The organism is Paraburkholderia sp. A1RI_3L (assembly GCF_048957895.1).
GTDB classification, from domain to species: Bacteria; Pseudomonadota; Gammaproteobacteria; order Burkholderiales; family Burkholderiaceae; genus Paraburkholderia; species Paraburkholderia kururiensis.
Window position 1 is genome coordinate 706,062 of sequence record NZ_JARCHA010000002.1, and the last position, 11,641, is coordinate 717,702.

11 protein-coding genes are annotated in these 11,641 nt (G+C 65.8%); 5 read left to right on the forward strand and 6 right to left on the reverse strand.

Features of this window, described 5'->3' with window-relative positions:
• Both PXJ20_RS09295 and PXJ20_RS09300 read right to left on the reverse strand, forming a co-directional pair.
• Positions 1-330 carry an NAD(P) transhydrogenase subunit alpha gene (locus PXJ20_RS09295; RefSeq protein WP_126878079.1) on the reverse strand — a complete coding sequence of 110 codons (330 nt, stop codon included), beginning with the start codon at positions 328-330 and terminating at the stop codon, positions 1-3.
• Positions 331-344: 14 nt separating this feature from the next.
• Entirely contained in the window at positions 345-1,496 is a 1,152-nt protein-coding gene (locus PXJ20_RS09300; RefSeq protein ID WP_421029836.1) for a Re/Si-specific NAD(P)(+) transhydrogenase subunit alpha, read from the reverse strand.
• Between the two features lie 278 nt (positions 1,497-1,774).
• Between PXJ20_RS09300 and PXJ20_RS09305 the strand changes: the two genes are divergently transcribed.
• The 3 genes from PXJ20_RS09305 to PXJ20_RS09315 all read left to right on the forward strand — a co-directional run bounded on the left by PXJ20_RS09305 (position 1,775) and on the right by PXJ20_RS09315 (position 5,461).
• Positions 1,775-2,257: an NUDIX hydrolase gene (locus PXJ20_RS09305; protein ID WP_421029837.1), complete on the forward strand. Its 483-nt coding sequence runs from the start codon at positions 1,775-1,777 to the stop codon at positions 2,255-2,257.
• 147 nt (positions 2,258-2,404) lie between these two features.
• Positions 2,405-3,592: a tRNA 2-thiouridine(34) synthase MnmA gene (gene mnmA / locus PXJ20_RS09310; RefSeq protein ID WP_421029838.1), complete on the forward strand. Its 1,188-nt coding sequence runs from the start codon at positions 2,405-2,407 to the stop codon at positions 3,590-3,592.
• Between the two features lie 255 nt (positions 3,593-3,847).
• The gene (locus tag PXJ20_RS09315) at positions 3,848-5,461 is read left to right on the forward strand and encodes an FMN-binding glutamate synthase family protein (protein WP_421029839.1); all 1,614 of its coding nucleotides are present in this window, start codon (positions 3,848-3,850) and stop codon (positions 5,459-5,461) included.
• A gap of 179 nt (positions 5,462-5,640) precedes the next feature.
• Here PXJ20_RS09315 and PXJ20_RS09320 read toward each other — a convergent pair whose 3' ends face one another.
• Genes PXJ20_RS09320 through PXJ20_RS09330 form a run of 3 tightly spaced genes read right to left on the reverse strand, consistent with a single transcriptional unit; the run spans position 5,641 to position 8,455 of the window.
• The gene (locus tag PXJ20_RS09320; protein WP_421029840.1) at positions 5,641-6,501 is read right to left on the reverse strand and encodes an ABC transporter permease; all 861 of its coding nucleotides are present in this window, start codon (positions 6,499-6,501) and stop codon (positions 5,641-5,643) included.
• A gap of 21 nt (positions 6,502-6,522) precedes the next feature.
• A complete protein-coding gene (locus PXJ20_RS09325) occupies positions 6,523-7,365 on the reverse strand; it encodes an ABC transporter ATP-binding protein (RefSeq protein ID WP_413212500.1) in 843 nt (280 codons plus the stop codon).
• A gap of 58 nt (positions 7,366-7,423) precedes the next feature.
• A complete protein-coding gene (locus tag PXJ20_RS09330; protein WP_017777002.1) occupies positions 7,424-8,455 on the reverse strand; it encodes an ABC transporter substrate-binding protein in 1,032 nt (343 codons plus the stop codon).
• A gap of 283 nt (positions 8,456-8,738) precedes the next feature.
• Between PXJ20_RS09330 and PXJ20_RS09335 the strand changes: the two genes are divergently transcribed.
• Together PXJ20_RS09335 and PXJ20_RS09340 are read left to right on the forward strand one after the other, a co-directional pair.
• Complete coding sequence (locus tag PXJ20_RS09335; protein WP_017777003.1) at positions 8,739-9,416, forward strand: response regulator; 678 nt, start codon at positions 8,739-8,741, stop codon at positions 9,414-9,416.
• Positions 9,417-9,418: 2 nt separating this feature from the next.
• A complete protein-coding gene (locus PXJ20_RS09340; protein WP_421029841.1) occupies positions 9,419-10,804 on the forward strand; it encodes a sensor histidine kinase in 1,386 nt (461 codons plus the stop codon).
• Positions 10,805-10,828: 24 nt separating this feature from the next.
• Here the strand turns inward: PXJ20_RS09340 and PXJ20_RS09345 are convergent, their stop codons facing one another.
• Positions 10,829-11,443, reverse strand: coding sequence for a glutathione S-transferase N-terminal domain-containing protein (locus tag PXJ20_RS09345; RefSeq protein WP_176049032.1), 615 nt, complete (start codon positions 11,441-11,443; stop codon positions 10,829-10,831).
• Positions 11,444-11,641: the final 198 nt, after the last annotated feature.

Below are 11,641 nucleotides of genomic sequence, written 5' to 3' on the forward strand. Positions count from 1 at the left end.
TTACGCACCCTCCTTGCCGGTGGCGCCGCTCTGCTTTTTGGGCTCTTTCTTTCTGAACATCTCCAGCATTCGCCTTGTCACCAGAAAGCCGCCGAATACGTTCACGGCCGCAAGCAGCACCGCGAGCGTGCCGAAGAACTTGCCGGCGCCGCCCACGGTGAGCGCCGTGGCGAGCATGGCGCCCACGATCACGATGGCCGAGATCGCGTTGGTGACTGCCATGAGCGGCGTGTGCAGCGCGGGCGTGACGTTCCACACCACGTGATAGCCCACGTAGACCGCCAGCACGAAGATGATCAGGTTGATGACCGTATGGTTGATGACTTCCATCGCCGCGTTTCTCCTCATGCCTTGCGCGTGACGGCGCCGTCGCGAGCCAGCAGCGTGGCCGCGACGATGTCGTCCGCGAGATCGATGTTGAGCGTGCCTTCCTTCGTGACGATCAGCTTCAGGAAGTCGAGCAGGTTGCGCGCGTAGAGCGAGGACGCGTCCGCTGCCACCATTGCCGCCAGGTTCGTGTAGCCCACGATCGTCACGCCGTGCTTCGTCACCGCCTGGTCCGCCACCGTGAGCGGGCAGTTGCCCCCGCGGCGGCCGGTGGCTTCATCGGCCACGGGACCGCGCCCCGCTGCAAGGTCCACCACCACGGAACCCGGCTTCATGGCCTCCACCGTCTGCGCGGGCAGCAGCGTGGGCGCGTCGCGGCCCGGAATCAACGCGGTGCTGATCACGATGTCGGCCTGGCGCGCGCGTTCGTGCACGAGCGCCGACTGGCGCGCGAGCCACGACGGCGGCATGGGCCGCGCGTAGCCGCCCACGCCTTCGGCCGCTTCGCGCTCTTCCTGCGTCTCGTAGGGCACGTCGAGGAATTTGGCGCCCAGCGACTCGATCTGCTCCTTCACGGCGGGCCGCACGTCGGATGCTTCGATCACGGCGCCCAGCCGCCGCGCCGTGGCGATGGCCTGCAGACCCGCCACGCCCGCGCCCAGCACGAGCACGCGCGCGGCCTTCACCGTACCGGCGGCGGTCATCAGCATCGGCATGAAGCGGGGGTAGAAGTGGGCGGCCACGAGCACCGCCTTGTAGCCGGCGATGTTGGCCTGGGACGAGAGCACGTCGAGGCTTTGCGCGCGCGTGGTGCGCGGCGCGGCTTCCAGCGCGAAGGCGGTGAGTCCCGCTTCGGCCAGCTGCGCGGCATTCGCGGCATTGAACGGATCGAGCATGCCGCAGAGCACGGCGCCACGCTTCATGAAAGGCAGCTCGCTCACGGAGGGCGACTGCACCTTGAGCACGAGGTCGGCGGCGAAGGCTGTGGCCGCGTCGGTGATCTCGGCGCCCGCGGCAATGTAGGCCTCGTCGGTGAAGCTCGCGGCAGTGCCCGCGCCCGCCTGCACGGTGACGCGATGCCCCTGACTCACGTACTTCTTGACCGTCTCGGGCGTCGCGGCCACTCGGGTTTCGTTCGCCCGCGTCTCGGCAGGCACTCCGATATGCATCCTGGAACCCTCCTTCTTATTGCTCATCAAGCGCTTATCAAGCGAATAAAGCGAAGACAGGGGCCGGCCACGGTGCGCCGGCGTCTCGTGCAGCGGCTACCGCGCCACTTTAACCGAAAGTGGGGGGCGAACCGTAATCCGCACAATCCCGGCCGTGCGCGCCGCTTCCGGGCTGATGCTGGCCTCGCTCGCGCATGATTCGGGCTTGACTCGGGTTTGACCCGGGCTTGAAAGCGGTCTGAAGCGAGGCGCTCCGCCAACCGGTAAAATGTCGGCCCATGGAACCGGAAATCTGGGCCCCGCACGTTACGGTGGCGGCCATCGTCGAGCGCGGCGGGCGTTTTCTCCTCGTGGAGGAGCACACGTCCCAGGGCCTGCGGCTGAACCAGCCGGCCGGGCATCTCGAGGCGGGCGAATCGCTCGTCGACGCGGTGATCCGCGAAACGCTCGAGGAAACGGCGCATCCGTTCGTGCCGCAGGCGCTCGTCGGCGTGTACATGACGCACTTCGGCCAGCCCCACGAAAGCGGCGCCACCTACCTGCGTTTCACGTTCTGCGGCACGGCGGGCGAGGCGCTCGCGGATTGCCCGCTCGACGCCGACATCGTCCGCACGCTATGGATGAGCGCCGACGAACTGCGCGCGGCGGGCGAGCGGCATCGCACGCCGCTCGTCATGCGCTGCATCGACGATTACCTCGCGGGACGCCGCGTTCCGCTCGATTTCGTGCACACGCACGCGGTGGGGCCGCGGCGCTCATAGGCGCGATGCCGGCGGGCGGTCGTAAGTCGAGTGATCGGCGACGTACCCTGCGGCATCAACCTCAGGCATCAACCCGCGGCACCGGTCCGCAGCATCAATCGGCAATATCAATTTGCAGCACCAACAAGCAGCAACAGGCAGCAAGCCATGAGCAAACAGAAAGTCGTAGTGGGCATGTCGGGCGGCGTGGATTCGTCGGTCACCGCATGGCTGCTCAAGGAGCAGGGATACGACGTGGTCGGTCTTTTCATGAAGAACTGGGAAGACGACGACGACAGCGAATACTGCTCGACCCGTGAAGACTGGATCGACGTGGTCTCGGTAGCGGACCTGATCGGCATCGACGTCGAAGCCGTCAACTTCGCCGCCGAATACAAGGACCGCGTGTTCGCGGAGTTCCTGCGCGAGTATTCGGCGGGCCGCACGCCGAACCCGGACGTGCTCTGCAACGCCGAGATCAAGTTCAAGGCGTTCCTCGACCACGCTATGAGTCTGGGCGCCGAGCGCATCGCGACGGGCCACTACGCGCGCGTGCGCGAGAACGACGGCCGCTTCGAATTGCTGAAAGCCACGGACCATACCAAAGACCAGTCGTACTTCCTGCACCGCCTCAACCAGGCGCAGCTTTCGAAGACGATGTTCCCGCTCGGCGAGATCCCGAAGACGAAAGTGCGCGAGATCGCGGCGCAGATCGGCTTGCCGAATGCGAAGAAGAAGGACTCCACGGGCATCTGCTTCATCGGCGAACGGCCGTTCCGCGACTTCCTGAACCGCTATCTGCCGACGAAGCCGGGCCCCATGAAAACGCCCGAAGGCAAAGTGGTGGGCGAGCACATCGGCCTTGCGTTCTATACGTTCGGCCAGCGCAAGGGCATCGGCCTTGGCGGCAGCAAGGACGGCAGCGGCGAGCCCTGGTTCGTGGCAGCCAAGGACATTGCCTCGAACACGTTGTACGTCGTGCAGGGCCACGATCATCCGTGGCTGCTCTCAGAGACGCTGCGCGCCGGCAACGTGAGCTGGGTGGCAGGCGAGCCCCCCGCGGACGGCCACGCCTGCGGCGCGAAAACGCGCTATCGCCAGGCCGATGCGGCATGCATCTTCCACGCGCTGCCGTCTTCGCCGGCCAATTCAGGCGAAACCGGCGATGCCGGCGCCGCCTTCGAGCTGCGCTTCACCGAAGCGCAATGGGCCGTGACGCCCGGCCAGTCCGCCGTGCTGTACGACGGCGACGTGTGCCTGGGCGGCGGCATCATCGAAAGCGCGGCGACGGCCCGGCCCGCGCCGCAACCCGCCGCACGCGAGCCGCAGCAGGCGGCGCTGCTGGGCGCGCGATAAACACGAACTACGCGCCAACCCAGCGCCGACACGATTGAGCGAGGGCCACCGCCCTCGCTCACCTCGCCGCCACGCTCCACGCTTTCCATTCCTTCACACGCCTTTCGGCACCTTTCGCAGGACGTTCATTCCGTCTCGCGCACCAGTGAGTTTCACAGCCGCGCCCTTCATCTTGCGGCATCATTCGGGGCACAACCGGCCGGTGCGCTGCACACGAAGCGCGCCGGCCTCCTTCGTTCACCCCGAGGAGACCGTATGTTTTCCCGACGCTATCTGGCCATGTGGTGCGCCGTGGTGCTGCTTGCCGCCTGCGTTGCCGCCGCTGCGCTCCATCATCTGTCCTGGTTCTGGAGCCTGATTCCGGCGCTCCTCGTCGCTCTCGGACTGGCCGACCTCACTCAGGAGCGCCACGCGATTCTGCGCAACTATCCGCTCTGGGGTCATCTGCGTTTTGCGTTCGAGTTCATTCGTCCCGAGATTCGCCAGTACTTCGTTGAAGACGACACCGAAGAAAAACCGTTCTCGCGTCAGCAGCGCAGCATCGTCTACCAGCGTGCGAAGAACGAAGTGGACAGCCGGCCCTACGGCACCGAACTCGACGTACGCGCCGCCGGTCACGAATGGATCAGCCACTCGCTCATGCCGACGCAACTCCCGAACCACGACTTCCGCATTCTCGTCGGACCGGATCGCGAGCAGCCCTACGCGCTCTCCATCTTCAACGTCTCGGCCATGAGCTTCGGCTCGCTCTCGGCCAACGCCATTCGCGCACTCAATCTGGGCGCGAAGAAAGGCGGCTTTGCGCACGACACGGGCGAAGGCTCGCTCTCGAAGTACCACCGCGAACACGGCGGCGACATCATCTGGGAAATCGCCTCGGGTTATTTCGGTTGCCGTAACGACGACGGCACCTTCAATGCCGAGAAGTTCGCGCGTCAAGCCGCGGACCCGCAGGTGAAGATGATCGAAGTGAAGCTCTCGCAGGGCGCCAAACCGGGCCACGGCGGCGTGCTGCCCGCCGCGAAGATCACACCCGAAATCGCCGAGACGCGCGGCGTGCCGATGGGCCGCGACTGCATCTCGCCCGCCACGCATTCCGAGTTTTCGACGCCGCGCGGGCTGCTCGAATTCGTCGAACGGCTGCGCAAGCTCTCGGGCGGCAAGCCGACGGGCTTCAAGCTTTGCATCGGCCATCCGTGGGAGTTCTTCGGCATCGCCAAGGCAATGCTCGAAACGGGCATCCTGCCCGACTTCATCGTGGTGGACGGCGCCGAAGGCGGAACGGGCGCCGCGCCGCTCGAATTCACGGATCACATCGGCGTGCCGCTTCAGGAAGGGCTGCTGCTCGTGCACAACACGCTGGTGGGTTGCGGGCTGCGCGAGAAAATCCGCATCGGCGCGAGCGGCAAGATGATTACTGCATTCGACATCGCGAAGACGCTCGCCATCGGCGCGGACTGGATCAACTCCGCGCGCGGCTTCATGTTCGCCGTGGGCTGCATCCAGGCGCAGACCTGCCACACGGGCCGCTGCCCGACCGGCGTCGCGACGCAAGACCCGGTGCGCCAGCGCGCGCTCGTCGTGCCCGACAAGGCCGACCGCGTATTCAACTTCCACCACAACACGCTGCACGCGCTCAAGGAAATCGTGCAGGCCGCGGGCCTCAGGCATCCGTCGGAACTGCGCGCGCATCACATCGTGCGGCGCGTGTCGTCGCACGAGGTTCAGCTGATGTCGCAGTTGCTCAAGTACCTGGAGCCGGGCGACCTGCTCAACGGCAACTATCGCTATACGCTCTACGAGCAGTGGTGGCCCGTGGCACGCAGCGACTCGTTCGCGCCGCGACTGGAAGAAGCGGTGACGGCCTAGCGAGCCCCCGCGCGCAACCCTGCGCTTCAAAAGAAAAACCCCGCCGAAGCGGGGCAATGTGGTCAACGTGACGTAACCACGCGAAAGAACGGATGAAGCCGAAGGCGCGGACCGATGCTGTGCAACACGGGCCGCGCCTGATGTTTGTGCGGCGGCGTTAGAGAACGCTCAGCGCACGATCAAACCGCCATCGGCCGCCACTTGAGCAGACGCTGTTCGATTGCGGTCAACAGGTAATCCGCAGCAAGCGCCACCACGGCCAGCACGATCATCGCCGCGAACACGCCGGCGGCGTTGAACGCGCCTTGCGCCGTCGAGATCAGCAGGCCGATACCCTGCTTCGAACCCAGGAACTCGCCCACCACCGCACCGACCAGCGCGAAGCCGAAGCTCACGTGCAGGCTTGCGAGAATCCAGCTCAACGCCGAGGGAATCACCACCGCCGTCGTCACCTGGCGGCGCGAGGCGCCGAGAATCTGCGCGTTCGCGATCATGTAGCGGTCCGCTTCGCGCACGCCCTGGAACGCATTGGCGAACACGACGAAGAACACCATCACCACCGCGAGCGCCACCTTCGACGCCATGCCGAGGCCCAGCGCGATCACGAACACCGAGCCCAGCACCACGCGCGGAATCGAGTTGGCGATCTTGATGTAGATGCTGAACACGTCGGAGAGCAGCTTGTTGCGGCCCAGCACGATGCCGCAAAACACGCCCGCCACCGAGCCGATCAGAAAGCCGAGCCCGGTCTCTTCGAGCGTGACCCACACCTGCGTCAAGAGCGGCCCTTGCGAGGTGCCGTTGACGAACCAGTCGACGATCTGCGCGAAGATCTGCGACGGCATGGAGAAGAAGAACGGATCGATCCATTTGAGCCGCGCCGCGACTTCCCAGCCGCCCAGCACGACGACGAGCACGGCGATGCGCAGGCCGATCACGAGCGCGTGGCGGCGCCGGATGCGCTGCTGGGCGACGCGCTCGACCTGGGCGAGCGCCGTGGCGTCGATGCCCACGGGCATCGCTTGTTGAGGGGTAGACATGATGTGCTCCGCTTTCGTTGATTAGCCGATCTGCACTTCTTCGCGCAGGTCGTGCCAGATGTCCCGCGAGATTTCGATGAAGCGCGGGTCGTAGCGCACCTCGGAGGTGATGCGCGGACGCGGCAGATCGATCTCGTACACCTTCTTGAGCGTGGCCGGGCGTGCCGTCAGCACGAACACACGGTCGGCCAGCGCAATCGCCTCTTCCAGATCGTGCGTGACGAACACCACCGACCCCGCATTCGCCGACCACAGTTGCAGCAGTTCGTCCTGCATCAGCGTGCGGGTCTGCATGTCGAGCGCGGAGAACGGCTCGTCCATGAGCAAAATTTCCGGCCTGTTGATGAAGGTCTGCGCGAGCGCCACACGCTTGCGCATGCCGCCCGACAGCTGATGCGGGTAGTGCTTGCCGAACTTCTCGAGGCCCACGCGGCGCAGCCATTCGTTGGCCTCGTCGTAGGCCGCCGACTTCGAGCGGCCGCGAAACAGCGGACCTGCCGCGACGTTGTCGAGCACCGAGCGCCACGGGAACACGGCGTCGGCCTGAAACACGAAGCCGATGCGCGGGTCGATGCCATCCACGGGCTGGCCCATCACGCGCACTTCGCCCGTGGTGGGCTTGAGCAGGCCCGTAATCATGCTGAGCGTCGTGGACTTGCCGCAGCCCGTGGGCCCGACGACCGCAACGAACTCGCCTCGCGCTACCGACATGCTGAAGTCGCGCAGCGCGATCGTCGCCTTGCCGTCGGGGCTGATGAAGCGGCACGAGACGTTGCGCAGCTCGATGGCCGGCGCGCCCGCTGGCAACCCATTAGGCGAGCCATTCGGCGAGCCGTTCGTGGAGAGGGATACAGGTCGATTCATCGCTTGCAGTTCCGCTGTTGTCTTGACCGCCATGTGTGACTCATGCGCAATGCGCAGGTTATTTCGCCGCCGTCTTCACCGACGAGACGAACTCGTTCGTGTAAGTGCGTGCGAGGTCGATATGCTTGCCCTTCACCGAGGGGCTGAACGACGAGAGCACCTTCAGCACCGTGTCCGGACCGTCGGCGGGCATCTTGCCGTCCTTCGTGAACATGGGCAGCGAGGCCTTCAGCGCGCCGACGTAGAGGTCGCGATTGTTGCCGTAGTAGTCCTTCGGCATCTTGTCGGCGATCTCGTCGGCGCTATGCGTCGCGATGAAGTTCAGCGTCTTCACGAAGGCGCGCGCGAGCTTCGCGGCTTCCTCCTTGTGCGACTCGGCCCACGCGCGCTGCACGTAGAAGCTCGAGGCCGGATACGTGCCGCCCAGCGCGGCGCGCGTGCCGTCGAGCGTACGCATGTCGACCAGCACCTTCGCGTCGCCGGTCTTCAGCAGTTGCGAGACGGTGGGCTCGGTCGTCATGCCGGCATCGATGCGGCTTTGCTTGATGGCAGCGATGAAACTGGCGTCCGCGCCCACGGGCAGCAGTGTGTATTGCGTGGAGGGCACGCCGGCGCGCTGCGCGAGGTATTGCGTGAGAAAGCTCGTGGAGGAACCGAGACCGGTCACGCCAAGGGTCTTGCCCTTCACGTCGGCCATGCTCTTCAGGCTGCCGGCGGCCTTGGTGGCCACCATTTCCACTTCACCGGGCACCTGGCCGAAGATCACGAGCGCTTCGACTTCCTTGCCCTTGCTCTGCAGGTCGATGGTGTGATCGTAGAAGCCCACCACACCCTGCACGGCGCCGGCGAGCAGTTCGTTTTCCGCATCGACGCCGGCGGGCTGCGACTGGATCTCGACGTCGAGGCCTTCTTCCTTGAAGTAGCCGAGCTGCTCGGTGAGCTTGGCCGGCAGGTAGATGATCTTGGTCGCGCCACCCACCATGATCGTGATCTTCGAGGATTCGGCCGACGCCGACGTCGGGGCCGCGGCAAGCGCGAACGCCAGCACGGCAAAACTCGACAGGGCAGCCACTTTACGCAGGGTACGCATGAAGAAAGTCTCCTTGGTTGGGCGGACCGCCGGGTGCTTCGCCGCCGGCCTTGGGTCTGGGCTTACTGCGGCGCGGTCCTTTCTGGGCCTGGTCTTGAGCCAGGCGTGAGGCGGATTATAGAAATCCGAATCCTTCTGCCAGCTATCGGCCGGCAGCGGCAAGCATTCGTGTTAACCCGCAATGCGGCGAGCCGCCCGCGTGGCGGGTGAGCCAGCATTGCAAAGCCGCCGATTTGCGGCACAATCGACGGCCTGATCCGTGCGGCTCGCCCGCTGCTGCCCCATGAAGCTGCTGCTCATCGAAGACAATCCCACGCTCTCGCACTGGCTCGCCAAAACGCTGGAGCAGGACGCGTTCGCGCTCGACGCGGTGCAGGACGGCGACGCCGCCGACCAGTTGCTGCGCACGAACCGCTACGACGTGGTGCTGCTCGACCTGAACCTGCCGAAGCTCTCGGGCAAGAACGTGCTGCGCCGCATGCGCCAGCGCGGCGACGAAACGCCGGTGATGATCCTCACGGCGAGCGGGTCCATCGACGAGAAGGTGGAACTGCTGGGACTTGGCGCCGACGACTACCTCGTCAAGCCGTTCGAAGTGCGCGAACTGGTGGCGCGCATCAAGGTGCTGATCCGCCGCCAGGCGCCCACCAAGGCGGGTGACGTGATCTGCGGCGACCTCGCCTTCGACATCGACACGCGCCAGTTCACGTTAAAAGGCGCCCCGCTCGCGGTGACGCCGCGTGAACGCACGGTGCTCGAAACGCTGATCCTGCGGCTCGGCAAGACGGTTTCCAAGGCGGCGCTCATGGACGCCATCTTTACGCTCGCCGACGAGCCGAGCGAAGACGCCGTCGAAATCTACATCTCGCGCCTGCGCAAGAAGCTGGACGGCAGCTCGGCGGCCATCGTCACGCTGCGCGGCCTCGGCTACCTGCTGCGCAAGAAAGACGATGAGCAGTAACGATGACCAATAGCCTGCGCGTGCGCCTTCTGTGGTGGCTGCTGCTGCCGCTCGCGCTCTACGTGTTCGTGACCGCGAAAACGGAACACGACAACGCGCGCCACACCGCCGACCTCGTGCAGGACAACCTGTTGGTCGCCTCGGCGCGCATGATCTCGGGCGAAGTGGAATGGGCGGACGGCGCGCTCGTGGTCGATATGCCGCCCGCCGCCATCGAAGTATTCGCCTCGCCCTACGGCGACCAGGTGTTCTACAGCGTGCGTCTGGAAGACGGGCGGCTGCTCGCCGGCCTGCCCGACTTCCCGTCGGCCACCGGACGCGTGGCCGACCCGGCCACCGAGCCGCAATGGTTCGACGCCACGCTGCGCGGCCAGCGCGTGCGCGCGGTGTCGCTCGTGCGGCTCATGTACGACAACGGCGCGACGCGTCGCGTGCAGATTCTCGTGGGCAAGACGACGCGCTCGCGCGACGCGATGGTGGAAGCCGTGTGGCGGCCGCAGTTGATCCGGCAGATCGAGATGATCGTGCTCGCCGTCGCGCTCGTCTGTATCGGGCTCACGTTCGAGCTGCGGCCGCTCATGAAGGTGAAAGACGACGTGGCGGACCGCGATCCGATGCAGCTTGCGCCGCTGCGCGTGGAGCGGCTGCATACCGAACTGCGGCCCATCGTGGATGCGATCAACCAGTGCATTGCGCGCCTCGGTCTGCAGGTCGCAACGCAACGGCGCTTTATCGCCGACGCGGCGCATCAGCTGCGCACGCCGCTCACGTTGCTCGGCACGCAGCTTCAATTCGCGCGGCAACGGCGCAGCATCGAGCCGGAACTCTCGGAAGTGCTGGCGGCGATGCATCGAAGCAACCAGTCGATGGTCGGGCTCACGAACAAGCTGTTGCTGCTCGCGCAGGCGGAATCAGCGGACTACTCGCAACTGGCAAGCCAGAACGTGGACCTGAGCGCGCTCGCCACCGAGGTGGTGGAAGAACTCGCGCTGCTCGCACAGACGCGTGAGATCGACCTGGGCGTGGAACTGCACGGCCCGGCATGCGTGACGGGACATCGCGCGCTGCTCGCCGCGCTGGTGTCGAATCTCGCGGAAAACGCGATCCGCTACACGCAGCGCGGCGGTCACGTGACGGTGGCCGTCAAGCGCGCGGACGGCCGCGTCGTGCTGACCGTCTGCGACAACGGCCCCGGCATTCCCGCCGAGGCACGCAGCCGTGTGTTCGAGCCGTTCTATCGTGCCGCCACGGACACCGAGGGAACGGGCCTCGGCCTCGCCATCGTGCGCGAGATCGTGCAGGCCCATCGCGGGGAAATCGAACTAGGCGCCGGCCCGGACGGACGCGGCGTGACCGTCACGGTCACCTTCGCAGCGGCGAACGCCTGAGAAGACGACCGCGAGGGCTTGTGCTCAGTTGGAAGGCACCGTGTCGATGAACGACTGGCGCAGCGAGAGCTTGGCGAAGTGCTTGTCGAGGTTCGGGTACTTGTCGCGCCAGTCGAGTTCCGGCATGCGGAAGTCGAGGTAGCCGAGCGCGCAACCCAGCGCGATGTCCGCGAGCGAGTAATGGGTGCTCGCGCACCACGTCTTGCTGCCCAGCCCTTGCGACATGGCGACGAGACCGTCGTCGATCTTGCGCTGCTGGCGCGCGAGCCAGGTTTCGTTGCGCTGTTCCGGCGTGCGCTGCGTGCCTTCGAGGCGAATCAGCACGGCGGCGTCCAGCATGCCGTCGGCGAGCGCTTCCCAGCAGCGCACTTCGACGCGCTCGCGCCCCGACGGGGGAATGAGTTTGCCCACGGGCGAGAGCGTATCCACGTATTCGCAGATCACGCGGGAATCGAACACGGCCTCGCCGTCTTCCATCACGAGGCAGGGCACCTTGCCGAGCGGATTGAAGTCGTGAATCGTGGTTTCCGGCACCCAGACGTTCTCGAGCACCAGCTTGTAGTCGATCTTCTTTTCGGCGAGCACGATTCGCGCCTTGCGCACGAACGGACTGCCGAGCGAACCGATGAGTTTCATCACGCCTGCCTGCCTTTTCTGGAATTCTGGAGTCCGCGAAAGTATACGTTGGTTTTCGGCGATCCAGACGAAGGGCGCGCCCGGCGAATGGCCGATGGCCGTATGGCTGTGGACGGATTGCAACATGGCGCCCGCAGCGCGTGCCGTGCTTTCCGGTGGCTTTCCGGCGGCCTGCCCGCGGTGCACGCCCGCAGGCGCTCC